This is a genomic window from Sulfitobacter sp. LC.270.F.C4, from assembly GCF_032922545.1.
GTDB classification, from domain to species: Bacteria; Pseudomonadota; Alphaproteobacteria; order Rhodobacterales; family Rhodobacteraceae; genus Sulfitobacter; species Sulfitobacter profundi.
This window is the reverse complement of record NZ_CP136692.1, coordinates 1,814,664-1,839,973: the sequence shown is the minus strand read 5'-3', so window position 1 is coordinate 1,839,973 and position 25,310 is coordinate 1,814,664. Positions and strand designations below refer to the sequence as shown.

Annotated in this window: 20 protein-coding genes; 8 read left to right on the top strand and 12 right to left on the bottom strand. The window is 62.2% G+C overall.

The annotated features are described in order from the left end of the window. The first annotated feature begins 11 nt into the window (after positions 1–11). On the top strand, positions 12–1,742 hold the full coding sequence (locus tag R1T45_RS12865; RefSeq protein ID WP_317391088.1) for an extracellular solute-binding protein: 1,731 nt from the start codon (positions 12–14) through the stop codon (positions 1,740–1,742). On the opposite strand, the gene R1T45_RS12860 is transcribed toward R1T45_RS12865, so the two are convergent. Then, positions 1,731–2,354: a helix-turn-helix domain-containing protein gene (locus R1T45_RS12860; protein WP_007119543.1), complete on the bottom strand. Its 624-nt coding sequence runs from the start codon at positions 2,352–2,354 to the stop codon at positions 1,731–1,733. The genes R1T45_RS12865 and R1T45_RS12860 overlap by 12 nt on opposite strands. Before the next feature lie 102 nt (positions 2,355–2,456). Between R1T45_RS12860 and R1T45_RS12855 the strand changes: the two genes are divergently transcribed. Together R1T45_RS12855 and R1T45_RS12850 are read left to right on the top strand one after the other, a co-directional pair. Further along, entirely contained in the window at positions 2,457–3,101 is a 645-nt protein-coding gene (locus R1T45_RS12855) for a DsbA family protein (RefSeq protein WP_067628143.1), read from the top strand. 148 nt (positions 3,102–3,249) lie between these two features. Then, positions 3,250–4,455: a multidrug effflux MFS transporter gene (locus tag R1T45_RS12850; RefSeq protein WP_206054265.1), complete on the top strand. Its 1,206-nt coding sequence runs from the start codon at positions 3,250–3,252 to the stop codon at positions 4,453–4,455. An 18-nt stretch (positions 4,456–4,473) separates the two neighbouring features. Here R1T45_RS12850 and mfd read toward each other — a convergent pair whose 3' ends face one another. Together mfd and R1T45_RS12840 are read right to left on the bottom strand one after the other, a co-directional pair. Beyond that, complete coding sequence (gene mfd, locus R1T45_RS12845) at positions 4,474–7,944, bottom strand: transcription-repair coupling factor (RefSeq protein WP_317389246.1); 3,471 nt, start codon at positions 7,942–7,944, stop codon at positions 4,474–4,476. Positions 7,945–7,975: 31 nt separating this feature from the next. Next, the gene (locus R1T45_RS12840; protein WP_120351165.1) at positions 7,976–8,503 is read right to left on the bottom strand and encodes a component of SufBCD complex; all 528 of its coding nucleotides are present in this window, start codon (positions 8,501–8,503) and stop codon (positions 7,976–7,978) included. Positions 8,504–8,622: 119 nt separating this feature from the next. Between R1T45_RS12840 and hemB the strand changes: the two genes are divergently transcribed. Further along, a complete protein-coding gene (hemB, locus tag R1T45_RS12835; protein ID WP_317389245.1) occupies positions 8,623–9,627 on the top strand; it encodes a porphobilinogen synthase in 1,005 nt (334 codons plus the stop codon). 126 nt (positions 9,628–9,753) lie between these two features. Then, positions 9,754–10,320 carry a YSC84-related protein gene (locus R1T45_RS12830; RefSeq protein WP_067628155.1) on the top strand — a complete coding sequence of 189 codons (567 nt, stop codon included), beginning with the start codon at positions 9,754–9,756 and terminating at the stop codon, positions 10,318–10,320. 76 nt (positions 10,321–10,396) lie between these two features. Here R1T45_RS12830 and R1T45_RS12825 read toward each other — a convergent pair whose 3' ends face one another. Further along, entirely contained in the window at positions 10,397–11,269 is an 873-nt protein-coding gene (locus R1T45_RS12825) for an NAD(P)-dependent oxidoreductase (protein WP_132443317.1), read from the bottom strand. A gap of 96 nt (positions 11,270–11,365) precedes the next feature. Here R1T45_RS12825 and R1T45_RS12820 point away from each other — a divergent pair, with 96 nt between their 5' ends. Continuing rightward, on the top strand, positions 11,366–13,834 hold the full coding sequence (locus R1T45_RS12820) for a penicillin acylase family protein (protein WP_317389244.1): 2,469 nt from the start codon (positions 11,366–11,368) through the stop codon (positions 13,832–13,834). Further along, positions 13,831–14,397 (top strand): pseudouridine synthase, encoded by a 567-nt coding sequence (locus tag R1T45_RS12815; protein ID WP_120351168.1) that lies wholly within the window; start codon positions 13,831–13,833, stop codon positions 14,395–14,397. Before R1T45_RS12820 ends, R1T45_RS12815 begins: the two co-directional genes overlap by 4 nt. Here the strand turns inward: R1T45_RS12815 and R1T45_RS12810 are convergent. The 5 genes from R1T45_RS12810 to trkA all read right to left on the bottom strand — a co-directional run bounded on the left by R1T45_RS12810 (position 14,394) and on the right by trkA (position 19,506). Continuing rightward, on the bottom strand, positions 14,394–14,795 hold the full coding sequence (locus R1T45_RS12810; protein WP_317389243.1) for a DUF2177 family protein: 402 nt from the start codon (positions 14,793–14,795) through the stop codon (positions 14,394–14,396). The two genes, R1T45_RS12815 and R1T45_RS12810, sit on opposite strands and share 4 nt — an antisense overlap. Before the next feature lie 99 nt (positions 14,796–14,894). Next, positions 14,895–16,193 carry a GTPase HflX gene (gene hflX / locus R1T45_RS12805; protein WP_317389242.1) on the bottom strand — a complete coding sequence of 433 codons (1,299 nt, stop codon included), beginning with the start codon at positions 16,191–16,193 and terminating at the stop codon, positions 14,895–14,897. Further along, positions 16,190–16,429, bottom strand: a complete 240-nt coding sequence (hfq, locus tag R1T45_RS12800; RefSeq protein ID WP_007119530.1) for an RNA chaperone Hfq — start codon at positions 16,427–16,429, stop codon at positions 16,190–16,192. Before hfq ends, hflX begins: the two co-directional genes overlap by 4 nt. A gap of 130 nt (positions 16,430–16,559) precedes the next feature. Next, positions 16,560–18,113: a TrkH family potassium uptake protein gene (locus R1T45_RS12795; RefSeq protein WP_206054252.1), complete on the bottom strand. Its 1,554-nt coding sequence runs from the start codon at positions 18,111–18,113 to the stop codon at positions 16,560–16,562. 16 nt (positions 18,114–18,129) lie between these two features. Continuing rightward, a complete protein-coding gene (gene trkA / locus R1T45_RS12790) occupies positions 18,130–19,506 on the bottom strand; it encodes a Trk system potassium transporter TrkA (protein WP_120351171.1) in 1,377 nt (458 codons plus the stop codon). A gap of 126 nt (positions 19,507–19,632) precedes the next feature. Between trkA and R1T45_RS12785 the strand changes: the two genes are divergently transcribed. Continuing rightward, entirely contained in the window at positions 19,633–20,127 is a 495-nt protein-coding gene (locus R1T45_RS12785) for a hypothetical protein (protein ID WP_317389241.1), read from the top strand. Between the two features lie 46 nt (positions 20,128–20,173). Here R1T45_RS12785 and R1T45_RS12780 read toward each other — a convergent pair whose 3' ends face one another. The 3 genes from R1T45_RS12780 to R1T45_RS12770 form a co-directional block, all read right to left on the bottom strand. Then, positions 20,174–21,586, bottom strand: a complete 1,413-nt coding sequence (locus R1T45_RS12780) for a sigma-54-dependent transcriptional regulator (RefSeq protein ID WP_120351172.1) — start codon at positions 21,584–21,586, stop codon at positions 20,174–20,176. After that, positions 21,579–23,834 carry a PAS domain-containing sensor histidine kinase gene (locus R1T45_RS12775; protein WP_317389240.1) on the bottom strand — a complete coding sequence of 752 codons (2,256 nt, stop codon included), beginning with the start codon at positions 23,832–23,834 and terminating at the stop codon, positions 21,579–21,581. The genes R1T45_RS12780 and R1T45_RS12775 overlap by 8 nt, the downstream gene beginning before the upstream one ends. 95 nt (positions 23,835–23,929) lie before the next feature. Continuing rightward, a complete protein-coding gene (locus R1T45_RS12770) occupies positions 23,930–25,309 on the bottom strand; it encodes a response regulator (protein ID WP_120351174.1) in 1,380 nt (459 codons plus the stop codon). Between the last annotated feature and the right edge of the window lies 1 nt (position 25,310).

Sequence of the window (25,310 nt, the reverse complement as noted above, 5' to 3'; positions counted from 1 at the left end):
ATGGAATCGCCATGTACGGCGACCCGGCCCTGCCCGCCGATTTTGCCGCCCTGCCTTATGTAAACCCCGAGGCCCCCAAGGGGGGCGAGATCGTTTTGGGCAATACCGGGGGATTCGACAGCCTTAACCCCTTCGTGCGCAAAGGCACCGCGCCTTGGCAGCTGCCGCATTTCACCCATGAGACTTTGATGGGGCGTTCATGGGACGAACCCTTTGCGCTTTATGGGCTGCTGGCCGAGACGATCGAAGTGCCCGATGACCGTTCGTGGGTTGAGTTCACCCTGCGCGAAGAGGCGCGGTTTTCCGATGGCAGCCCGGTCACGGTCGAGGATGTGATCTTTTCTTTCGATCTGCTGGGCACTGAGGGCCACCCCCGCTACCACGGACTGCGCCAACAGATTGAAAGCATCGAACAGACCGGTCCGCGCAGCCTGCGGATGACCTTTGACAGCGACAACCGTGAGCTTGTCCTGCTCGCCGGGATGCGCCCCATCCTCAGCAAAGCGCAGTGGGAGGGGCAGGACTTTGCCAATGCCCCCTTGACCGAAATACCACTAGGAACGGGGCCTTACGTCATCAGCGACTATCAGGCGGGGCGCCATGTCACGCTGACGCGCAACCCTGACTACTGGGGCGCCGATGTCCCCTTTCGGCAAGGCACGCATAACTATGATGAAGTGAAAATCGACTTCTACGGCGATGCCAGCGTGTTGTTTGAGGCGTTCAAGGCGGGCCAAATTTCGGCCGTGCGCGAATTCAACGCCGAGACTTGGGCCACGCAATACGACTTCCCGGCGATCAGTCAGGGCGAGGTGGTGAAATCCAGCTTTCCGCACAGCAAACCCTCGGGCATGACGGGCTTTGTGATGAATTCCCGCCGCGCGCCCTTTGACGATTGGCGGGTGCGCGACGCGCTGATCTCGGCCTTTAACTTTGAGTATATCAACGAGACGCTGACTGGCGGTGCCCTGCCCCGGATCACCTCCTATTTCTCAAACTCCGACCTTGCCATGCGCGATGGCCCGGCGACGGGCCGGGTCTTTGACCTGCTGGCCGATTACGCCGACACGCTGCCGCCGGGCACGGTGGATGGCTATCGGCTGCCGGTGGCCGATGGCTCTGTCCGCAACCGCGCGGGCATCCGTGCCGCGATGCAGCAACTTAATGCCGCAGGCTATCAGGCCGAAGGCGGCGTCATGCGCCGGGCGGATGGCACGCCGCTTACATTCTCCATTCTTCTGTCGAAGGGCAGCCGTGAAAACCTAGCGATTGCAGAGCTTTACACGCAGGCGCTAAAGCGGCTCGGGATCACAGCGCAGATTGAAACGGTTGATGACGCGCAATTCGTGGCGCGTCAGAACGAATATGACTTCGACATGACCACCTTCCGCCGCGCCCTATCGCTCAGCCCCGGCACAGAGCAGCGTTTCTATTGGGGGTCAGAGGCCGCCGACCTGCCCGGCACACGCAACCTGATGGGCGTGCGCTCTCCGGCGGTGGACGCGATGATTAACCAGATGCTGCAGGCCCGCGAAACGGCGGATTTCGTCGCCGCCACCCGCGCGCTTGACCGTATCCTGACCGCCGGGCGCTATGTCATTCCGTTCTGGCAGTTCGACGAGGGGCTGATCGCCCATGACGCCCGCATGGCTTACCCTGACACGATCCCGCTATATGGCGACGGGCCGAACTTCATGCCCGAAGTCTGGTGGTGGAAACCGGCAGAGAATTCAGACCAGTGAGGTCACCCAGAGGATCGTCGCATCCTCATCGCTGAGCGAGACGACATTGTGCCCCATGGTGGCGTCGTAATAGGCGCTATCGCCCCGGCGCATGTCGACGGGTTCGTAGAACTCGGTAAAAAGCCGCACCATGCCGGTCAGCACATAGAGGAATTCCTCGCCGTCATGGCGCACCCAGCCGTCGAACTCCTCCATCCGGCGCGCGCGGATGCGGGCACGGTAGGGCAGCATCTGTTTCTTGCGCAGGGCGTCGGCCAGCAGAACATGCTCATAGGTGCCGGTGGCCTTGGCCGCGCCCTCTTCGGCGCGGGTCACGGCCATGCGGCCGGTGATCTTTTCCCCCGCAGGCGGGGTGAACAACTGCGGCACCGTGATCTCCAACCCCACGGCGAGCTTTTTCAGCGCGTCATAGGTGGGCGACATCAGCCCGTTTTCGATCTTGCTAAGGGTGGAGCGCGCCAGCCCGGCCTGCCGCGCGGCCTGCTCCAACGTCCAGTTGCGCGCCTTGCGCAGCTCGCGCACCCGCGCACCAAGGTCGACCGGCGGGGCGGTCTCGCTCGCGCCGCTTTCGCGGGCGATCTGGATCATGGAACGGGGCGGCGTGTCTGTCATGGACCTGCTATAGCCGCGCCCAAAGGCGCTTGCAACGCTGCCCGCTTGCGATACCCGCCCCGGCCCGCTATGCCCGTTGCGCAGCAATAGATGGGGTTTACCATGGCCGAAGCGATCAAACTCGATATCATGTCAGACCCGATCTGCCCATGGTGCTATATCGGCAAGGCGCATCTGGACCGCGCATTGCAGGATCACCCCAACCATCCCTTCGCCATCGAATGGCACCCTTTCCAACTGAACCCCGAGATGCCGCGCGAGGGCATGGACCGTCGCGCCTATCTAGAAGGCAAGTTCGGCGGCAAAGAGGGCGCCGTACGCGCCTATGCACCGGTCGTGGAACATGCCGAAAAGGCCGGTCTGAACATCAACTTCGAGGCCATGCAGCGCACGCCCAACACGCTGGACGCGCACCGTCTGATCCATTGGGCCGGGATCGAAGGCCGCCAAACCGCCGCCGTCTCCGCGCTTTTCAAAGCCTATTTCGTCGAGGCCCGCGACATCGGCGATGCCGAAGTGCTGGCCGATATCGCCGATAGCATTGAGATGGACGCCGCCGTGGTTACCCGCTTGCTGAAATCCGATGTCGACGCGCAGGACATTCGCGACCGCGATGCCCATAGCCGCAAGATGGGGGTGAACTCCGTGCCGACGTTCATCATCGCGAATGCCCATGCGGTGCCGGGTGCACAGCCGCCCGAGCTATGGGCGCAGGTCATTGCCGATCTGACCAAGCAGCAGAGCTAAACAGGGCGGCAATCATTGCCAAGTTAAGCGTTCTCAATTATCGAGAGCGCAACCACTAGTTATTCCCTGAAGCCTGCCCAGACGGATCCGCCGTTCGGGACAATCGCCGGAGCGCGCGTTCGTGACCACCGAAAATCCAAAATTCTCCATGGGGCGGATCGAATTCGTCGCCCTCATCGCGATGATGACCGCCACCATCGCCTTTTCCATTGATGCGATGCTGCCCGCCCTGCCCGAGATCGCGGCAGAACTCTCGCCCGAGATCGCCCACCGCGCCCCGCTGATCCTCACGTCCTTCGTGCTGGGCATGGGGTTGGGCACGTTCTTTAGCGGGCCGTTGTCGGATGCATTCGGGCGCCGCAACGTGGTCTTTGGCGGCGCGGCACTTTATTCGGTGTCGGCCTTCGTCGCATGGATGAGCAACTCACTGGAAGTCATGCTCGTGGCCCGTATCTTTCAGGGGCTCGGCGCTTCTGGCCCCCGCGTGGTGGCCGTGGCGATCATCCGTGACCTCTATGCCGGGCGCGAGATGGCGCGGATCATGTCGGTGGTGATGATGGTCTTCGCACTGGTGCCAGCAATGGCCCCGATGCTGGGCGCGGGGATCATTCACACAGCGGGCTGGCGCGCGATCTTCATCGCTTTCATGGCGTTTTCGATCATCTCGGTGGTCTGGATGGGCCTGCGCCTGCCCGAAACATTGCCGCGGGAAAACCGTCGGCCCCTGCGTGCGCGGCTGATCATCGGGGCAGTGCGCGAGTTGGTCGGACACCGCACGGTGCGCCTGTCGATCCTCGTGCAATCGCTGGCCTTGGCGATGCTATTTTCGATGATCATGCTGGTGCAGCCGATTTATGACACCGTCTATGGCCGGGGTGAAAGCTTCCCGCTCTGGTTCGGCGGCATCGCCGTTGTGGCGGCCAGCGCCAGCCTGATCAATGCGCTGCTGGTCGTGCGCTATGGCATGCGCCGATTGGTGAGCATCGCCTTTGGCTTTCAAATCCTGCTGTCGGGTGCCATGTATTTCCTGAACCTCGGCGCCCTGCCCGACCCTTACGGCTTTGCCGCCTTTGTGTTCTTCCAGACCTGCCTGTTCTTCCAAGCGGGGCTGACGCTGGGCAACCTTAATGCCATCGCGATGGAGCCGATGGGCCATATCGCGGGCATGGCCGCCTCGGTCGTGGGGGCGATTTCAACTGTGCTGGCCGCGCTCATCGCCTCGCCCGTGGGGTTGATGTTCGACGGCACGACCAAGCCATTGGCGCTGGCGATGCTGCTCATGGCCATCGGGGCTTACGCTCTGATGCTCTATATGGGGCGGATGGAAAACCGACAGCCGGCGGCGGCGGAATAACCGCCGCCCTTTCGGGGCTTAGCCCTTTGCCTTGGCCTTTTTCGCAGTCTTTTCTTTGGCGATCACATGTTCGGCCAAATCGCGTGCAATGGCAAAGGCGCCTTTGATCTTGTCGGCATCCGTCTTCCAATCCCGGCGCACGACGATCTTGTTGTCCTTAACCTTGGCCAGCCCACGCTGGTCTTGAATGAACTGCACCAGCCCCTCGGGCGAGGCGAATTTGTCATTGTGGAACTGGATCGTCGCGCCCTTCGGCCCACCATCGAGCTTGGCGATCCCGGCGCGTTTGCACATCGCCTTGATCCGCACCACCAGCATCAGGGTGTTCACCTCTTTCGGCAGCTTGCCAAAACGGTCGATCAATTCGGCGGCAAAGCCTTCGAGTTCCACTTTAGTTGAGAGCTCGCTGAGGCGGCGGTAGAGGCCAAGACGCACATCGAGGTCAGGCACGTAGTCCTCAGGAATGAGCACCGGCACGCCAAGGTTGATCTGCGGTGCCCATTGCTCGTCGGCCTCGCTGAGGCCCTCCATCTCGCCCGCCTTGATCTTGGCAATCGCCTCTTCCAGCATGGACTGGTAAAGCTCAAAGCCCACATCGCGCATCTGGCCGGATTGCTCTTCGCCGAGCAGGTTGCCCGCCCCGCGAATATCAAGGTCTTGGCTGGCCAAGGTGAAGCCCGCGCCAAGCGTATCAAGGCTGCCCAACACCCGCAGACGTTTCTGCGCCGTATCCGTCAGCTTCGCGCGCGGCTTGGTGGTCAGATAGGCATAAGCCCGGGTTTTCGAGCGGCCCACCCGGCCCCTGATTTGATACAGTTGCGCAAGACCGAACATATCGGCGCGGTGCACGACCATGGTGTTGGCCGTAGGAATGTCGAGGCCGGATTCAACGATCGTCGTTGCCAGCAGAATGTCGAATTTGCTATCATAAAAGGCGTTCATCCGGTCATCCAATTCCCCCGGTGCCATCTGACCGTGGGCGACGACGTAGGAGAGTTCCGGCAGCTGCGCCTGAAGGAAATCTTCGATCTCACGCAGATCGCTCAGGCGGGGCACCACATAGAAACTCTGCCCGCCCCGATAATGCTCACGCAGCAGCGCCTCGCGGATGGTAACCGCGTCGAACTCGCTCACATAGGTGCGGATCGAGAGGCGGTCGACGGGCGGCGTGCCGATGATCGACAGATCGCGCACGCCCGTCAGCGACAGTTGCAACGTGCGGGGAATCGGTGTGGCGGTCAGGGTCAGCACGTGGATATCGGTGCGCAGGGATTTGAGCCGTTCCTTGTGAGTCACGCCGAAATGCTGCTCTTCGTCGATCACCAGCAGGCCGAGGTCCTTGAACCGGATGCCTTTGGCCAGCAGCGCATGCGTGCCGATGACGATATCGACCGTTCCCTTAGCCATCCCATCGCGCGTCGCCGCTGCCTCTTTGGCCGAGACAAAGCGGCTGAGTTGGCGCACTTCGATCGGGAAGCCGCGAAAGCGTTCGGCAAAGCTTTTGTAGTGCTGCCGGGCGAGTAGTGTCGTAGGCGCGATCACCGCCACCTGAACACCCGACATCGCCGCAACAAAAGCCGCCCGCATCGCAACTTCGGTTTTACCAAAGCCCACATCGCCGCAAACCAGACGGTCCATCGGATTGCCGCTGGTCAGATCATCCACCACGTCGGCAATTGCGCGCAGCTGGTCGTCGGTCTCCGTATAGGGGAACCGGGCGGAGAAGGCATCCCACATGCCCGGCGGCGGGTCGAGCACCGGCGCTTTGCGCAGCGCGCGTTCGGCGGCAATGCGGATGAGCTTGTCCGCCATCTCGCGGATACGCTCTTTGAGTTTGGCCTTTTTCGACTGCCACGCGCCACCGCCGAGCTTGTCCAGCAGCCCTTCGTCATGCCCATAACGCGACAGCAGTTCAATGTTCTCAACGGGCAAGTAAAGCTTTGATTGCTCGGCATATTCCAGAACGAGGCATTCATGGGCAGCACCTGCGGCGGTGACCACCTCCATCCCGTGATAGCGGCCGATGCCGTGGTCGACGTGAACCACCAGATCGCCGGGGCTGAGGCTTTGGGCCTCGGTCAGGAAATTCTCGGCCCGGCGTTTGCGTTTCGGCGCACGGATCAATCGGTCGCCCAGCACGTCCTGCTCGGAAATCACCGTCATCCCCGGCGCTTCAAAGCCGTGCTCCAGCGCCCAAACGGCCAGATGCAGCCCGCGTTTGCCGATCCGCGAGGCATCCGCCACCGGGATCGCTTCGGCCAACCCTTCGTCTTCTATCAGCCCCGTCAGGCGTTCGCGTGCGCCTTCGGAATAGCTGGCGATCAGCACCGGCCCTACTTCAAGCTTTGCTTTAATATGCGCAGCCAAAGCACCGAAAAGACTGACCGATTCCTGCTGTCGTTCGGGCGAGAAGTTGCGCCCGATCCGCGCACCTGCGTCCAACACGCCCGGCCCAGTGGGCTGCGGCAATGGGTTGAACTGGATAACCCGTTTCCCAATCAACGCCTCGTTCCAAGCGTCGTCGGTCAGATATAGCCCTTCGGGCGGGGCGGGTTTATAGACGCTGTCCATTTTAGAGCGCGTCTTCATCGCCAGCTGCCGCGTCTCATATTGGTCGGCAATCGTGTCCCACCGCGCGAGGCGCATGGGCGTCAATTGATCGTCCAGCGTGATCGTGGCCTTCGGCAGATAGTCAAAGAGCGTTTCGAGATTGTCGTGGAAAAACGACAACCAATGTTCCGCGCCTTGATGTTTGCGGCCCGCGCTGATCGCCTCATAAAGTGGATCATCAGTGCCCGCCGCGCCGAATTCGATGCGGTAGTTCTGCCGGAAACGGGTGATCGCCGCGTCATCAAGGATGACCTCGCTGACCGGAGCAAGCTCTACCGGATCAAGTTTTTCCGTGGTGCGCTGCGTGGCCGGATCAAACCGCCGCGCCCCGTCCAGCACGTCCCCGAAAAGATCAAGCCGCACCGGGCCAAGGTCGCCGGGCGGGTAGATGTCGATGATCCCACCGCGCACGGCGTAGTCGCCCGGCTCCATCACCGTGGGGCTTTGCACAAAGCCCATGCGCACCAGAAAGGCGCGCAGGGCTTTTTCGTCGATCCGGCTGCCCACGCGCGCCGCAAAGGCCGCGTCGCGCAGGGTTTCGCGTGCGGGGATACGTTGGCTGGCCGCGTTCAGCGTCGTCAGCAGAACGAACTGCTGGGGCATCCCATGCACCAGCGCGGCCAGTGTCGCCATCCGCTGCGCCGAGATATCGGCGTTGGGCGACACCCGGTCATAGGGCAGGCAATCCCAGCTTGGGAAGGTGACGACCGGCATATCGGGCGCGTAAAACCGCAAAGCGGCCTGCATCGCCGCCATGCGTTTGTCATCGCGCGCCACATGGACCACCGGCTGGCCGCCCTTGGCGATTTCATCAAGAATGGCGCGGGCATCATAGCCTTCGGGAACGCCGGAGAGGGTGATATTACGCGGATCGTTCATCGGGTCTCAATTGGGCCTCACGGGGGGCCTGTCAACCCGCCAGCGGGCCAATGCTTAGATTTTGATACATTCCCCAAAGCGCGGTCACGAAGATCGAGAACATGCCGATGATCTGGGTATAAAGCCGGTGCCGCATCAGGCGCCGCTGCAACACGTCGCCGGTGGAGCCTTCGATGCGGATGAGCCGCGCGGTCGACAGGCTCAGCAGCCCGACCAGCGACATGGGGAACCCCAGCAGCAGCAGGGCTTGGGCGAATTCGATGGCATAGACGAACCCCAAAAGCACCAGAGAGGTCAGCGCGAAAAACCCCAGCCCCAAGAGCCAAAGGCCCGAGACCTGCGAGATATAGAGCAGCCGGTTCACGTTGATCCGCACGATGTCTTCGAGATCGGCCTGCGCCTCGCCCCCATAACGTCGGGCACGCAGCACCATGTCAAAGGGCACGCCCAATACCCAATGGCTTGCGGTCGACCACATCACAGCCAGCGCGATCCAGAACCACAGGTTCGAGAAAGAGCGCATGTCAATCATTTCGAAAAGGGTCTGGTACCAGTCCAAGGCGTGCTCGTCCGAAATTTAAGTTCGCATCTCTTAGCGGTCCGGCGCGACAATTCATAGGGTTGAGGCGTTCAAAAATACATGGCAAGCCCATGCCAAGCCATTCTGAGGTAATTTTGATGCAACCCGTCCACGCCCCCTTCCCCGCCACGCGCCTGCGCCGCACCCGTGCCAACGCCGGTATCCGCGCGCTGGTGCGCGAGAATGACCTGCGACTGGGCGATCTGATCTGGCCGGTTTTCGTGCGCGAAGGCGAAGGCGTGGAAGAACCGATCCCCTCCATGCCCGGGGTCATGCGCCGCTCGGTCGACACGCTGGTCGCGGCGGTGCGCGAGGCGGCCGATCTCGGCATCGGTACGGTCTGTGTCTTTCCCTATACCGGCCCCGAGGACCGGACCGAGGATTGCGCCCGCGCCTGGGATCCGCAAAACGCGACCAACCGCGCCATCGCGGCGATCAAAGAGGCCATGCCGCAGATGGTCGTGATGACAGATGTCGCGTTGGACACCTATAACATCAACGGCCACGATGGTTTTGTCGAAAACGGCATCATCGTGAACGACCGAACGGTTGAGGCGCTGGTCAAGATGGCCTTGGCGCAGGCCGAGGCGGGCGCGGATATCATTGGCCCGTCGGACATGATGGATGGCCGCATCGGCGCGATCCGCGCAGCGCTTGAGAACGCAGGGCACCATGACGTGATGATCCTCAGCTATGCCGCAAAATACGCCAGCGCCTTTTATGGCCCGTTCCGCGATGCGGTGGGTGCCTCTTCGGCCCTCACGGGTGACAAAAAGACCTACCAGATGGATCCAGCCAACAGCGACGAAGCCCTGCGGCTGGTGGCGCGCGACCTGTCGGAAGGTGCGGATATGGTCATGGTCAAACCCGGCATGCCTTACCTTGATATCTGCCGCCGCGTGAAAGACGCCTTTGGCGCGCCGACCTTTGCCTATCAGGTCTCGGGAGAATACAGCATGATCCGGGGCGCGGCGGACCAAGGGTGGATCGACGGCGAACGCGCAATGATGGAGAGCCTTTTGGCCTTTAAGCGCGCGGGTTGTGATGGGGTGCTAACCTACTTTGCCCCCGATGTTGCCCGGCTTTTGGCCAAAAGCGCGTGACCTAAGGGCGTAAATCTGCGCAAAGGGTCCAACCGACATGACAAAGCGCGTGATTATGCGTAATCTCGCGCATAAGTCGGGAAAACCGGCAGCAGGCAATCGATCTTGAACATACAGGCAGAATAGATGAGCAATCAGACATATAACCGGCGCTTTGTGACTTTGGGCGCCCTTACGGCCCTTGGCGCCACCGCGGCTTGCGGCAACGGCGTGGGCGGACGGGGCGGCGCCATGATCGACGCGCGCGTCGATGCGACCCTGGCCGAGATGTACCGCGGCTATCCCAACACCCGGCAGTTGGCCGAAAAAGCCAATGGCATGCTGGTCATGCCGCTGGTGACCGAAGCGGGCCTTGGCTTTGGCGGCGCTTACGGGCGCGGCGCGTTGCGCGTCAACGACGTGACGGTGGACTACTACTCGGTGACCAAAGCTTCGGGCGGCTTGCAGATTGGCGCGCAGCAATATGCGCATGTGCTGTTCTTCATGACCGAGCCCGCGCTGCGCGAATTCCGCAGCTCGCCGGGTTGGGCGGCTGGCGCCGGTCTGGAATACGTGATCTCCGACAAGGGCGACAGCGTGAGCGCCGACACGACCACTGTCATGGCTCCGGTTCTGGCAGCGGTCTTTGGCCGCGCGGGCCTGCGGATCGGCGCGACACTGGAAGGCACGAAATACACGCGGATCATCCCCTAATGCAGGGTCGACCGATGGTCTTTGAAGGGCAGCGCCAGTTTCATCCGGCGCTGCCCTTTTTCTTTTGCAAACAGCCTTAGCCCATGGCGCGCAGGCGTTTGATCAGGCTCGACGTATCCCAACGCCCGCCGCCCTGCTTTTGCACGTCTTTATAAAACTGATCGACCAGCGCCGTGACCGGCAGGCTCGCCCCTGTCTCATCCGCTGTGTCCAGACAGATACCCAGATCCTTGCGCATCCAATCCACCGCGAAACCGTGCTCGAACTTGTCGTCGAGCATGGTTTCATAGCGGTTTTCCATTTGCCACGAGCCTGCCGCGCCTTGGCTGATGACCTCAACCACCGCGCGGCCATCGAGGCCCGCCTTCTCGGCGAAATGCAGTGCCTCAGAGAGGCCCTGCACCAGCCCGGCGATGGCGATCTGGTTGCACATCTTGGTCATCTGGCCTGCGCCACTGTCGCCGATGCGGCGGCAAATCTTGGAGTAGACCTCCATGATCGGCAGCGCCCGGTCAAAGGCGCCCTCATCTCCGCCGCACATGATCGACAATTGGCCGTTTTCCGCTCCTGCCTGACCACCCGAAATCGGCGCGTCGACAAAGCTCACCTGCGCGTCATCGGCAGCGGCGTAAAGTTCGCGCGTGACGGCCGCTGAAACGGTCGTGTGATCGACAAAGATCGCCCCCGCCGTCATGCCGCCAAAGGCCCCGTCCTCTCCCAGACAGACCGAGCGCAGGTCATCGTCATTGCCCACGCAGGCAATCACGAAATCCGCATCCTTTGCCGCCGCGCGCGGGGTCTTGGCCATGGCGCCGCCATAGGTTTTCACCCAGTCTTCGGCCTTGGCTTCGGTGCGGTTATAGACGGTCACTTCGTGGCCGGCTTTTTGCAGATGCCCCGCCATCGGAGCCCCCATGACCCCCAGTCCCAAAAACGCGAGCTTTGCCATGTGCTTTTCCTTATCATTCAGTTGCGTTATTCCCTGTCACAACACCTACCACCCTGCGCGCTCCGGTCAATCTGCGCGCCAGCCGAGGATCCCCCGATGGCATTGATGTTTCGCTGGCTTATCCGATTGGCGGTGTTTCTCGTCACGTTAAGCGTCGTGGTTTTGCTGCTGGTCTACTGGTTCGCCGCGCGGTCGTTGCCCGACTATGACGATACGGTTGAGGTGCGCGGCGTCACCGCCCCTGTGGAGGTCGTGCGCGACAATGCGAATGTGCCGCATATTTTTGGTGAGACGGACGCGGATGTGTTTTTCGGCCTCGGTTTTGCCCACGCCCAAGACCGCCTCTGGCAGTTGATCACCCTGCGTCGCACCGCACAGGGGCGGCTGTCAGAGGTCTTTGGCCCCGCCACCGTGACCACCGACAAACTGATGCGGCGCTATGATATCTATCGGCTCGCCGTGGCCTCTGCGGATAAGCTTGATCCCGAAACTAAATCAGCGCTTGAAGCCTATTCCGCCGGGATTAACGCGCGGTTGGATCAGATCAACACCGAAGCCTTGGGCCGTGGCGCGCCCGAGATGTGGCTGTTCAATGCGCCCATGGCCCCGTGGCGGCCTGCGGATTCACTGGCGATCACCAAATTGATGGGCCTGCAAATGTCGGGCCATCTGGAGGCCGAAGTGCTGCGCGCACGGGTGTCATTGGAGTTAAGCGACCAAGATCGCCTGCGCGATATCCTGCCCGACGCGCCGGGCAGCGGGGTCGCCGCCCTGCCTGAATATGCCGCCCTCTTCCCCGAGGTAACGACGCGCCACGCCGCAGCGGCCCCGATGGACAGTCACCCGCTGTCGCCATTCAAGCGGCAGGCTTTCGCCGGGGCTTCCAACGCTTGGGCCGCCGCGCCCACGCGCTCTGCCGCGGGCGGCACGCTTTTGGCCAATGATCCGCACTTGGGGTTCACCGCCCCGGCGATCTGGTATCTGGCCCGGCTGGAGCTTGAGACCGGCGGCGTGATCGGCGGCACGATACCCGGCATGCCCGTGGTCCTGACAGGCCGCAGCGCCGATCTGGGCTGGGGGCTGACCACCGCCTATGTCGACGACCAAGACGTCTATATCGAAGAGCTGAACCCGGAAAACACCGAAGAATACCGCACCCCCGACGGGTTCAAGAAATTCCGCAAACGCTCGTCGATCATCAATATCGCGGATGCCGATCCGATCACCGTTACCCTACGTTGGACCGACAATGGCCCGGTGCTGCCGGGCAGCCATTACAACCTTGGCAGCATCACGCCGCCGGGGCATGTGGCCTCTGTCGCCTCGACCCTCTTTACCGAAGAAGACACCTCGCTTGCCGCCGCGATGAAGGTGATGCGCGCGAAATCGGTGCAGCAGGCGATCAATGCAGCGACCGACTATGTGGCCCCGGCACAGAACCTCACACTGGTGGACCGTGACACCATCGCCATGAAAACCATCGGCGCCATGCCGCGCCGCGATGCCAATCACCAAAGCAAAGGGCGCATGCCCAGCCCCGGCTGGATCGCCGCCAACCGCTGGGACGGAATGTTGCCCTATACCGCCAACCCTGAGTTCATCGCCCCCGCGGGCGGCATCCTTGGCAATACCAACAACAAGACCGTGGACCGCCCGTTCCCCAATCACGTCTCTTTCGTCTGGGGCGACACACAGCGGGTGCAACGCTGGCAGCGGCTGATGCAGAACCGCGAGGTTCATACACGCGACAGTTTCATCGAAGCGCAGCTTGATACGGTCAGCCCCACGGCCCGCGCGCTCTTGCCGCTGATCGGCGCCGAGCTGTGGTTCACCGGAGAGGCCGCGCCCGATGGCACGCCCGAACGCCAGCGCCAGCGCGCATTGGATCTGCTGGCAGGCTGGTCGGGTGAAATGAACGAACACCTGCCCGAGCCGCTGATCTATGCCGCATGGATCCGCGCCCTGCAGGACCGTCTGATCCGGGATGAACTGGGGCCACTGGCCGAAGAATTCACCCATATTCAACCGCTCTTCATCGAACGCGCCTTCCGCGATGTGCAAGGCGCTGCGAAATGGTGCGACGTGCGCCAATCCGCGCCGGTCGAAACCTGCCATGACATGGCGCGACTGGCATTGGACGACGCCCTGCTCTGGATCAAAGAGACTTGGGGCACGCAGTTGGAATCCCTCCGCTGGGGAGACGCGCATCAGGCGACCCATGATCACCCCGTTTTGGGCGACGTGCCGCTGCTGCGCTACTTCGTGAACATCCGCCAGTCGACCTCGGGCGGGGACAATACCCTGCAACGGGGGCTGACCCGCGGCACCGGCAAAGACCCGTTCTATAATGTGCATGGTGCAGGCTACCGCGGGGTCTATGACTTTGCCGATCCCGACAGTTCGGTCTTTGTCACTTCCACCGGGCAATCGGGGCATTTCCTGTCGCGGCATTACGACGACATGGCGCAACTCTGGCGGCGGGGCGAATATATCCCGATGTCACTCGACGCCGAACTGGCCCGCGCCGCCGCCGTGGGCGTGACCCGATTGGAGCCTGCCCAATGACCGCCCGCGTGATCCTGTTGAACAAACCCTACGGCGTGCTGTCGCAATTCACCGACAAAGGCACCGAGGGCAGCACGCGGCCCACACTCTCGGCCTATATCGACGAAAAGGGGTTTTATCCCGCAGGGCGGCTTGATCGCGACAGCGAAGGGCTCTTGGTGCTGACCGACCACGGCCCCCTGCAAGCCCGCATCGCGCATCCCAAGTACAAGCGGCCCAAAACCTATCTGGTACAGGTCGAAGGCACGCCCGATGCCGCGGCCCTTGAGGCACTGCGCAAGGGGGTGGAACTGAAAGACGGCGTTACGAAACCGGCCCAAGTGGATCTGATCGACGCGCCCGAGGCGCTCTGGCCGCGCGACCCGCCCGTGCGTTTTCGCAAGACGGTGCCCGACGCTTGGCTGCGCATCACCATCCGCGAGGGGCGCAACCGGCAAGTGCGGCGCATGACGGCGCATGTGGGGCTGCCCACCCTGCGGCTGATCCGCGCCAGCGTGGGCGATTGGGAACTGGCCGGACTGCAACCCGGCGCATGGCGCTGGTCGACCGAGAATGGCCGTTAGGTCAGCGCGCGGGTGACCGCTACGCCTGCGGTTGCCGCCGTGCCGGTCAGGACCGACCCCCAGGCGAAGTCTCGCGCCACCATGGCCCATGTCCAATCCTTGAGCGTCGCCAGATTGGTGAACTCATAGGTGCCATAGCCCATCGCGCCGATCAGCAGCGCATTGCCAAAGACCCAAAGCAAAGAATGATCCTGCATCATCGCGGGCCAAGACACGAACCACAGCACCACCGCCACGAAGAAGGCGTAAAAGATCAGCGCCGGGGCGACGCGGAATTCATCCAGCAGCCAGTCTCCGATATCACGCTCAAACACGGGTTTGATGAGATAGGTCAGTCCAAGGTAGTCCAGCCCGAGGAAGATCACGGCGGTTGAGATATAAAGGATGACGAGGGTCATGTGGCGCGCTCCGCAAAAGGTCGTTTCACCATATGCGACGCAGCGGGTCGATTTCGATGCTTGCCGGGGCAAAAATTGCCCCAGCCTGCGCCGTAGCTCTTAAATCTGCTGGAATTCAGCCTCTTGGCGCGCGGACCAACGCACGGTGATCTCAAACCCGTCTTCGGTCTGACGCTCACCTTCCACCACGTCCTGCGCAAACAGCCAGGCGCGTTTCTTGCCTTCGGCAAAGCCGAGGGTCAATTCGGCCTCGCGCACCGCCCCCTGCAGCGCTTCGGCGATGTTTTCCTGAAACGCCTCAAGCCCCTCGCCGGTAATGGCCGAGATTGCCAGCACGTCGTCGTTGCGCGCAGCCCGCGCGCGCATGGCGTCGGCGCGGTCTTCGGGGAGCAGGTCCAGCTTGTTCCAAACCTCGAAACTGCGGGTCTCTTTCGGGACGCCGAGTGAGGCGAGGATATCGCGCACGTTCTGCGCCTGCTCTTCAGTCTCGGTATGGGACACATCGCGCACATGGCAGATGATATCGGCGGCCAGCACCTCTTCCAGCGTGGCGCGGAAGGCTGCGACGAGTTCGGTGGGCAGATCGCTGATGAACCCCACCGTGTCACTGAGAATGATCTCTGGCCCGTCGGGCAGGACAAGGCTGCGCATGGTCGGGTCGAGCGTGGCAAAGAGCATGTCTTTGGCCATAACCTCGGCCCCGGTCAGGCGGTTGAAAAGCGTGGATTTTCCGGCGTTGGTATAGCCCACAAGCGCGACGATCGGGAACGGCACTTTGGCACGAGCGGCGCGGTGCAAGGCGCGGGTTTTCACGACCTTTTCCAACTGCCGGCGCAGACGCACCAACTGGTCGTCGATCGCGCGGCGGTCCGCCTCGATCTGCGTCTCACCCGGACCACCAACAAAGCCCAAACCGCCGCGCTGACGCTCAAGGTGGGTCCATGCGCGAACAAGGCGCGTGCGCTGATAGTTCAGCGCGGCCATCTCGACCTGAAGCACCCCTTCACGGGTCGCCGCGCGGTCGCTAAAGATCTCCAAAATCAAACCGGTGCGGTCGAGCAGCTTGACGCCCCAAGCCTTCTCAAGGTTGCGCTGCTGGACCGGGGTCACCGGACCGTCAACCAGCACAAGCTCAACCTCGGCTTCCTTCATGCGCTGATCGAGTTCCTCGATCTTACCTTTGCCAAACAGCATCCCGGCATGAACGGTACGCAGGGGCACGACTTCGGCCCCCACCACCTCAAGCTCTGGCAACGCTTCGGCCAATGCAACGGCTTCGGCCAGCGCGGGCTCAGGCGCGCGCCGGTCGTTGTCGGTCTTGATATCAGGATGCAGCACCCAAGCGCGCGTTACGCGGGGCCCATCGCTGTTGTCGATCTGAAATGCTGGACGGCTCAAGAAGCGTCTTCGCCCTCATAAAGGCTGATCGGCTGGCTTGGCATGATGGTCGAAATCGCGTGCTTGTAGACAAGTTGCGATTGACCGTCGCGGCGCAGCAGAACGCAGAAGTTGTCAAACCAGGTAATCACACCCTGCAATTTGACGCCATTGATCAGGAAAATTGTCACCGGGACCTTGGTCTTGCGGACGTGGTTTAGGAACGCATCCTGAAGGTTCTGTCTGTCTGACGCCATGGTAGTCTCGCCTTTTGTTCTTGCTGGCGTCCGCGTACCGGACCCCCCCATTGCCTCAAGTATGGAGTGCGAAAGCGTGAGTTTCCAGCCCCAATATCAGCGGACTAGGACGGTTCTACCGCTAAACGTGTCAGGCGCGCCACAAATTCGGGGTCATCAGCGCAATAATCGCCAAGGTTTCCAGCCGACCCAGCACCATTGCGCCGCTGAGGATGATTTTCGCGGCCACGCCCAGTTCGATCAAATGGATGGGTTTGTCGGCAGCATGTTCGATCAGCGGCCCGGTCGTGGAGAGCGTGGCCACCGACATGACCACCGCCGCATCAAAGGACGCGCCAGTCAGAGTCAGAAGAAGGGTCACTCCGGCGAGCGACATGGCAAAAAGCATGAAGAAAATCCACGCGATAAAGGCCCCGTTGCTTTGCAAGCGACGCCCGGCGGCCCCCGCGCCGCTGACGGAATTGGGATAGACCAGTCGGTCCATCTCGCGCACCCCGTTTTGATAGAGCGCGAAGACCCGCAAAAGCTTGACCCCGCCCGCTGTGGTGGCCACCCCGCCGCCGATCAGTGCAAGCCCCATGAGCACCAACCCCGGCGTGCGCAGCCCTGACCAATTCTGCGCCTCGGCCCAATGTTCAGAGACGAAACCAGTCGTCGACAGGAAGGACAGCACGGTAAACAGTCCGCCCCAAAGCGCGTGCAAAGCGCGGGTGCCGTCAACCTCGACCTCAACCTCGAAGGCGCCGATCCAGTGGCGTGCGAACAGCAGCAACGGCACGCCGATCACCACCAAAAGACCGATGCGGAACTCTGGGTCGGTCATCAGCCCGCCTTGGGTCGCGGTCACGGTATCTTTGGAAAAGGTCAGCCGCGACAGGGCGAAGAGCATAAACAGCATCATCACCGCCTCGCCGGTGACGCCGACCTGCGCTTCGGCCACGCCGCCGATGGGCGAAATGCCCGAGGTCGCCATGACCGACATGGCATGACAGAGCGCCACCAAGCCCGTCTCTCCGCCGATGACCAGCAAGAGCCAAAGCAGCAGCGTCAGGCCGAAATAAATCGGCAGCAAAGCCTGCGTGGTGCGCAGCAGACGTTGGCGCGGGGTGATCCGGCCCATGCGGGCGCCGATACGGTCATCTGGCCGCCCCGGTTCGGCCTGCGCCGTCACCTCAAAGCCGCCCAAATGCAGCGGGGCCAGAATGGCCGAGGCCGTGACCCACATCAGCAAGCCGCCCATCCAGCCCACCTGCGCGCGCCACAGATGCAGCGTGTTGCTTAGCCGTGCTGGGTTTTCGAACATTGTAGCGCCCGTGGTGGTCAGCGCGCTAACCATCTCGAAATAGACATTCACAAAGCGCGTCGTCGGCAAAGCTTCAAGGAATGGCACGGCAAAAAACACAGGCAGAAAAACAAAGGCCGAGAGCAGCGATAGCAGCGGCCCAAGTGCGCCGTCCAAGGGTTTGCGCCCGGCATGGGCAATGGCGATGAGGGTAAATGCCACAAGCCCCAAAACCCCAGCATAGAGGAAAGCGCGGCTGGCCTGATGGTCGTTCACCACCAGCCCGTGGATCGACGGCAGGATCATCGACACAGCAGAGACACCGAACAATTGCAAAAACAGCGGCAGTTGCACGATCTCGCGGCGAATGCCGGTTGGCCGGATGCTGGTCGGTTGCGTCACAAGGGCGCTCCTGCGCTTAGAAAAAGTCGATCGAGACCTGCAAAAGCTGCTCAACCCGGGGCACATCCTCGGCCAGAGCGAAGAGGGCAACAACATCCCCTTCGTCGATCCGTGTGCTGCCCATGGGGCGGATCACCTTGCCTTCTTTGCGCAGCATGCCGATCAACACGCCCTCGGGGAAGTCAATTTCCGACACTTTTTTGCCCGCGAGGGGCGATGTCGACAGCACTTCGGCCTCGATCACCTCGGCCTCGGCATCGCCGATGGAATAGACCGCCCGCACCCGCCCGTGGCGGATGTGACGCAGGATCGAACTGACCGTCGTGGCGCGCGGATTGATATAGGCGTCGATGCCAAGGTGGGTCATCAGCGGCACCAGCGTCGGATCGTTGATCAGCGCGATGACATAGGGGCAGCCCTCGGCCTTGGCGCGCACACAAGACAACATGTTGGTTTTGTCGTCATCCGTCACCGCCAGCATCGCATCGGCGCGGCTGATGCCCGCCTCGGCCAGCAGCGCGGCATCGAGCCCATCGCCGTTCAACACGATCGTCCGCTCAAGCCCTTCGGCGGCGCGTTCGGCGCATTTGCGGTTTTTCTCGATCATCTTGGTGCGCACGCGCAGCGGTCCGGCCTCAAGGTGCTGCGCCACGGTCAACCCGACATTGCCGCCCCCCACAAGAACAACACGCTCTTGCTTGGTGGTTTGTTTGCCGAAAATCTCCATCGTGCGGGCGATGTCGTCGTGATGCGAAAAGACATAGCAGTCATCGCCGACGAAAAGCTGATCCTTCGCCTCGGGCGCGAAAAGTGTGCCATCGCGGCGCACGCCCACGACGACCGCGCGCAGGGTCGAGAAGAGATCGGTCAACTGACGCAGCGGCGTGTTCACCACCGGGCAATCACTGTCGATGGTAATGCCCAGAAGCTGCGCCTGCCCGTCCATGAAAATCTCGGTGTCGAAAGCCGCTGGCGCACTGAGGCGCTGGAGCGCTGCGGTGGCGACCTCTTTCTCAGGGGAAATCACCACGTCGATCGGCATGTGATCGCGCCGGTAAAGGTCGGAATAAATCGCATCCAGATAGGACTGGCTGCGCAGACGGGCGATCTTGCGGTTGATGCCAAAGACCGAATGCGCCACCTGACAGGTCACCATATTGACCTCATCGGAGTGGGTCGCGGCGATGATCATCTCGGCGTCCCGCGCGCCCGCACGGTCCAGCACATCGGGGTAGCTGGCGAATCCGGCGATGCCCTGCACATCCAGCGTGTCGGTGGCGCGGCGGATCAATTCGGCATTGCTGTCGACCACGGTCACATCGTTGCGCTCTCCGCTGAGGTGACGGGCAATCTGCCAACCCACCTGCCCTGCACCGCAAATGATGATTTTCATGAAGGTTTCCTTACCCTGAGCAAAGATCGTGTGAGGGTTGTCTTAGGTCGGTTAGAGGGCATGACAGATGGGTTGGCAAGGGTCAAATCAATTGTCATTCCCCCGCATCAGCGGCATGATAGCACTATGAAACCGATATCGCTTCGCCCCTCGCGCGCCGCCTTTGCCCTGACGCTCATCGCCTTGGGGGCTGCCGCCTGCGCGCCGCTGAACACCTATTACAAACCGGGCGCGACCGTTGCGCAGGTCAACCGGGCCACCACCTCTTGCGAGGTGCAGGCCCTGCGCGATGTGCCGATCTCAACCCAAATCCGCCGCGAACCGCCGCGCTATGTGCCCGAGCGTCGCCATTGCGATGCCAATAACAACTGCACCACGCGGGGCGGCTTTTACGTGCCGGGTGAGTTGGTGACCTTCGACCCCAACCAAGACCTGCGCAACCGGGTTGAGGGGCAATGTATGGCCGACAAAGGCTTTGCGCCGGTGTCGATACCCGCCTGCCCCAGCAATGTGGCCCGCGCCGCACCTGCGCGCGCCACCACCACGCTGCCCGCACTCAACCCCAAGTCCTGCGTGATCCGCAACAGCGATGGGTCGTTCCAGATCGTCACCCAAGGGTGAGGCGCTGCGCGAGGGGGCACGCCCCCTCGCAGTTCTGCGGCGGGGGTCAGCCAGCCGCTTCGATTTCCTCGTCCACATGGGCCACGCGCACACCCGCCTTGGCCGAGGTCACAACGCCGAGGGATTTCAGTTTGCGGTGCAGGGCGCTGCGCTCCATCCCGACGAAATTTGCTGTCCGGCTGATGTTGCCGCCAAAGCGGTTGATCTGGGTCAGCAGATACTCCCGCTCGAAAGCCTCGCGCGCTTCGCGCAACGGCAGCGTTGCCAGCGCGCCGGAAAGCACCACGCGCCCCTCATCGCCGCCGTTTTCCTCTTCGCCCGGCAGTTCACGGGCCTCGATCGGGCCGGTGCCATCCCCGAGGATCAGCACCCGCTCAACAAGGTTCTTAAGCTGGCGCACATTGCCGGGCCAGACCATCGTCTGCATCAGAGCAACGGCATCTTCGGTCAACGCACGCTGCGGCAGACCTTGGGAGGTGTTGAACTCGGCGATGAAATGTTCGGCCAGCAGCGGAATATCCTCGCGCCGCTCCTCCAAGGACGGCACGGCAATCGGCACGACGTTCAGACGGTGATAGAGTTCCTGCCGGAAGGTATCTGCCTTGATCGCCTGATCCAGATCGCGGTTCGTCGAAGAGATCACCCGCAGATCGACGCGCACCTTGTCGGTCCCGCCCACGCGGGTGAACTGTTGGTCCACCAGCACCCGCAGGATTTTGGACTGGGTGCCAAGCGGCATGTCCGCGACCTCATCAAAGTAGATCACCCCGCCGTGGGCCTGCTCCAGCAGCCCCGGCTCGACCCCGCGGTCCGGCGTCTCCCGGCCAAAGAGCACCTCTTCCATCCGATCAGGCGCCACCCCGGCGCAGTTGACGGTGACAAAGGGCGCCGAGGCGCGGGCGGAATGGGCGTGGATATAGCGCGCCGCCACTTCCTTGCCCGACCCCGCGGGGCCAGTCAGCATCACGCGGCCATTGGATTTGGTCACCTTGTCAAGCTGGCCCAGCAAGGCGCGATAGGATGCGGAGGTGCCAATCATCTCCGAAGTCGCCACATCGCGGCGCTTGAGGTTCTGGTTCTCCCGGCGCAGGCGCGAGGTTTCCATTGCGCGGCGGATCACCACCAGCAATTGATCGATGTTAAAGGGCTTTTCGATGAAATCGTAAGCCCCTTGCTTGATCGCCGCCACGGCAATCTCGATATTGCCGTGGCCCGAGATAATCACCACCGGCACATCGGGATTGTCCCGTTTGACGGTCTTTAGAATATCGATCCCGTCCATCCGGCTGTCTTTCAACCAGATGTCGAGGATGATCAGCGCGGGCGCCTCGGTGTTGATCTCGGCCATCGTCTCATCAGAATTGCTGGCCAAGCGCGTGGCAAAGCCTTCATCCTCAAGGATGTCCGAGATCAACTCACGGATGTCGCGTTCGTCGTCTACAATCAGAATGTCACTCATCTGCCTTATCCCCTTGGTCTGTCGTTGCGTCGATGGCCAAGGGCAGTGAAATGACTGCCATGGCACCGTGATGGTCTTGCCCGTCGAATGCGGGCGCGGTTTCGAGCGTCAGGCTGCCGCCGTGTTCCTCGATAATCTTTTTGACGATGGGCAGGCCCAGTCCGGTGCCCTCGCTGCGCGTGGTCACATAGGGCTCGAACAGCCGCGCGCGGTCTTCGGGCAGGCCGATGCCGTTGTCGGCGATGGTCAGCCGCAAAAGCCGGTTTTCCGGTGTTAGCGTCACGCGAATTTGCGGCACATGCCCCTCGGGCGTGCCTTCTTTCTTCAGGCTTTCAATGGCTTCGCCCGCGTTCTTGATCAGGTTGGTCAGCGCCTGCGAGATCATCGTGCCGTCGATATTGGCCATGACCGGCTGCGCGGGCAGGTCAAGCTTGATCGCCACCTCTTCCTGCCTGCTTTGCTGAAGCAACACGGCATCGCGCAGCAATTGCCGGATGTCCTGACGGCTGGTTTCCGGCTCGGGCATCCGCGCGAATTTTGAGAATTCGTCGACGATGCGCCGCAGGTCGCCGGTTTGGCGGATGATCACCCCGGTCATTTGTTCCAGCGCGTCGTCATCGCCCTCGGCCATTTTGGGGCCGAACTTGCGGCGGATGCGTTCGGCACTCAACTGGATGGGCGTCAACGGGTTCTTGATCTCATGGGCAATCCGGCGCGCCACGTCGCCCCAAGCGGCCATGCGCTGCGCGCTGACCAGATCGGTCACATCGTCAAAGGCCACCACATAGCCTTCAAGATCGCCATCCTTGGACCGCCGGGTCGCCATGCGCACCAAGAGGTTCTCCATCGCCCCTTGGCGCGAGACTTTGATCTCCGCCTGCGCCACTTCGTCCGACGCGGCCTTCACCGTCTCGAACAGCGGGCCGAACTCCGGCACGGCAAGGGTCAGCGGCAAGCTTTGCTGATCTTCCGACCAGTCCAGCAGCCGCATGGCAGAGCGGTTCACGAAGGTGACGCGCCCCTCCGGGTCAAGCCCCACAACGCCCGAGGTCACCGAGCTTAGCACGGAATCGAACAACCGGCGACGGCGCTCGATCTGGTCGGTATTTTCCAACAGCGTCTCGCGCTGACCCTTCAGCTGCCGGGTCATCTGGTTGAAGTAACGCCCCAGCATGGCAATTTCGTCATCGCCCTCTTCTTCGCGGACCTGCACGTTCAGATCACCCGCGCCCACCTGTTGCGCGGCCCCGGTCAGGCGCCCAACCGGGCCGGAAAGCCGTTCGGCAAACCACAGGCCCAGCCAAACGGCGGCCAGAATGAGGATCACCGCAAAGCCCAGATAAACAAGGGCAAATTCGAACAGCAGCCGCCCGCGTTCGGATTCAAGCTGCTGGTACAGGCGCACCGTTTCTTTGGTCTCATCCAGCAGCGCCAGAATCTCACCATCCACCGCGCGGGAGACATAGAGAAAACGATCGACATAGGCGTCCATCGGCACCAGCGCGCGGAATTCATTGTTGGGCCAGTCCTCGATGACCAAAAGGCCCTCGTCACTGGCGGTCTCAAGCTGCGCCTCGGTGGGTGCTTCGAAATCAAAGAGATAGGACCGATCCCCCCGCGCCCGGATCTGCGCGGTGCTGTCGATCAGAAACGCCTCGCGCAGGCCGCGCTGAATTTGCCGCTGGCCCTCGCCCAAAAGCTCACTGTCGCTAAGGTTGATGCCCTGCGCGCGGGCGCTGTCGATGCTGCGGGCAAGGGTCTGCGCGTCCAATATCAGGGCCTCGCGCTGCTCGGCCTCATAGGCTTCGGCCGCCGCGAGCGATGAGCCGACCACGCCGCTGACCCGGTCAGAAAACCAGCCCTCAAGCCCCACGTTCACCGTAAGCCCTGCAAAAATCGCCACCGTGACGGTCGGGATCAGCGCCATCAGGGCAAAGACGCCCGTCAACCGCAGGTGCAACCGAGAGCCAGCCGATTTGGCGCGGCGCGCCGAGATCAGCCGCCCGACCTGAATGAGAACCAGCGCCGCCACCAGCAGCACATAGACCAGATCGGACAACAGAATGAGCCGCAGGTTGAGCGTATCCGCCCCCTGCCCCAAAGGCCCGAGTGCCAGATAGGTCGCAAGCGCCAAAACCGGCCCCAGCACCACCAGCCCAAAGGTGGACCAATTGCGCAGCCGCTTGACTCGCCTGAGACGCCCCAACCGCTCGAGCTTGAACCTGCGTGACCGGGTTGCCACCCGCATACCTCACCGATGTTGTGATGCATTGCTGCATCAACCGCCATATTATGTGGTCCTGAACGGGAGAGTACCCCGATGGCCACTGTTATGTGGCTCTTTTACATCATCTTGCGGCCCCGTGTCACCTCAATATCGAGGTCGGTGATCTTCTTACGCAAAGTATTTCGGTTAATTCCCAGCAAAGCGGCACATTTAGCTTGGTTCCCTGCCGTCGCGGCAAGCGCGATTTCGATCATCGGCAGTTCGACTTCGCGCAGGATCCGCGCGTAAAGCCCCGGAGGCGGCAGCATGGTGCCGTGCAGGTCGAAATAACGCTGCAAATGACGCTCGACCGAGGCACCCAGCCGTTCGGTATCGGCCTCGGTCTGCATCGGCGCCGGACCACTTTGTGCGCCCAGCAACTGCTCGGCCTCGCTCGCCGTGATCTCGGCCGCTTGGCTGGCCAGTGCCAGTTGCCGCATGGCATGTTCCAATTGGCGCACATTGCCCGGCCATGGAAACTTCAGCAAGATTTGCGCGGCCTTGTCCGACAGTTTGCGCGGTGACGCAGGCCCGGGGTTGGCACGTGCCAAGAAGTGATCGGCCAAAAGCGGGATGTCCTCCACCCGGTCCCGCAGTGCAGGCACTTCGAGGGTCGCCCCCGACAGGCGGTAATAGAGATCGCGGCGCAGCTTGCCTTCTTGCATCGCCGCATCCAGATCGCTTTGGCTGGTGGCCATGAATCGCGGCGCGTCTTCGCCCGGCGCATCCATCATCCGCACCAGACGGGCTTGAATATCTTGGGGGAAATCCGCGATTTCGTCGATCATCAAGGTGCCACCGCCAACCCGCGCCAACACCCGCGAAGGGCCTTCGATATCGGCAAGATCGGCATCCGTCACGGTCACGAACGGCAGGCTGCGCCGGTCTGAGAAGTCGTGAATGGCCCGCGCGATCAGCGATTTGCCCGAGCCGCTTTCGCCCCAGATAAGCACAGGCAGATCGGTGTTCATCACCCGTGCCACGGTGCGGTAGAGCGCCTGCATCACCGGGGTCCGGCCAATCATCGGCAGATCGTCACGCTCGGCGTCGATCTCGGCACCGTCGTCAGCGGCGGCTTTGCGGCTGAGCGTCGTGCGCTGCTCCAACGCCCGAGCGGTGCGTTTCATCAGATCCGGCAAGTCGAAAGGTTTGGGCAGATAGTCAAAGGCTTCGGCCTCTGCCGCCTTGATCGCGGTCATGATGGTGTTCTGCGCCGAGATCACGATCACCGGCAAGCCGGGTCGGTCCTGCGCGATTTTCGGGAGCATCTCCAACCCGTTGCCATCGGGCATGACCACGTCAGAGATCACCGCGTCGCCCTTGCCCTCGCTGACCCATCGCATCAGGGTGGTCAGGCTTGAAGTGGCATGAACCTTGCAGCCCGCGCGGGTCAGCGCTTGGGTCAGAACGGTGCGGATCGTGCGGTCGTCATCGGCGACGAGGATGGTGCCATCCATG

Excerpts from the sequence above, each read along its gene's own strand:
- R1T45_RS12815 (WP_120351168.1), top strand. The coding sequence starts at position 13,831 with ATGACCGCCCGCGTGATCCTGTTGAACAAACCCTACGGCGTGCTGTCG.
- R1T45_RS12770 (WP_120351174.1), bottom strand. The coding sequence starts at position 25,309 with ATGGATGGCACCATCCTCGTCGCCGATGACGACCGCACGATCCGCACC.
- R1T45_RS12810 (WP_317389243.1), bottom strand. The coding sequence starts at position 14,795 with ATGACCCTCGTCATCCTTTATATCTCAACCGCCGTGATCTTCCTCGGG.
- R1T45_RS12865 (WP_317391088.1), top strand. The coding sequence starts at position 12 with ATGTACGGCGACCCGGCCCTGCCCGCCGATTTTGCCGCCCTGCCTTAT.
- R1T45_RS12860 (WP_007119543.1), bottom strand. The coding sequence starts at position 2,354 with ATGACAGACACGCCGCCCCGTTCCATGATCCAGATCGCCCGCGAAAGC.
- R1T45_RS12855 (WP_067628143.1), top strand. The coding sequence starts at position 2,457 with ATGGCCGAAGCGATCAAACTCGATATCATGTCAGACCCGATCTGCCCA.
- R1T45_RS12820 (WP_317389244.1), top strand. The coding sequence starts at position 11,366 with ATGGCATTGATGTTTCGCTGGCTTATCCGATTGGCGGTGTTTCTCGTC.
- R1T45_RS12830 (WP_067628155.1), top strand. The coding sequence starts at position 9,754 with ATGAGCAATCAGACATATAACCGGCGCTTTGTGACTTTGGGCGCCCTT.
- hfq (WP_007119530.1), bottom strand. The coding sequence starts at position 16,429 with ATGGCGTCAGACAGACAGAACCTTCAGGATGCGTTCCTAAACCACGTC.
- trkA (WP_120351171.1), bottom strand. The coding sequence starts at position 19,506 with ATGAAAATCATCATTTGCGGTGCAGGGCAGGTGGGTTGGCAGATTGCC.
- R1T45_RS12850 (WP_206054265.1), top strand. The coding sequence starts at position 3,250 with ATGGGGCGGATCGAATTCGTCGCCCTCATCGCGATGATGACCGCCACC.
- R1T45_RS12775 (WP_317389240.1), bottom strand. The coding sequence starts at position 23,834 with ATGCGGGTGGCAACCCGGTCACGCAGGTTCAAGCTCGAGCGGTTGGGG.
- mfd (WP_317389246.1), bottom strand. The coding sequence starts at position 7,944 with ATGAACGATCCGCGTAATATCACCCTCTCCGGCGTTCCCGAAGGCTAT.
- hemB (WP_317389245.1), top strand. The coding sequence starts at position 8,623 with ATGCAACCCGTCCACGCCCCCTTCCCCGCCACGCGCCTGCGCCGCACC.
- R1T45_RS12785 (WP_317389241.1), top strand. The coding sequence starts at position 19,633 with ATGAAACCGATATCGCTTCGCCCCTCGCGCGCCGCCTTTGCCCTGACG.
- R1T45_RS12825 (WP_132443317.1), bottom strand. The coding sequence starts at position 11,269 with ATGGCAAAGCTCGCGTTTTTGGGACTGGGGGTCATGGGGGCTCCGATG.
- R1T45_RS12780 (WP_120351172.1), bottom strand. The coding sequence starts at position 21,586 with ATGAGTGACATTCTGATTGTAGACGACGAACGCGACATCCGTGAGTTG.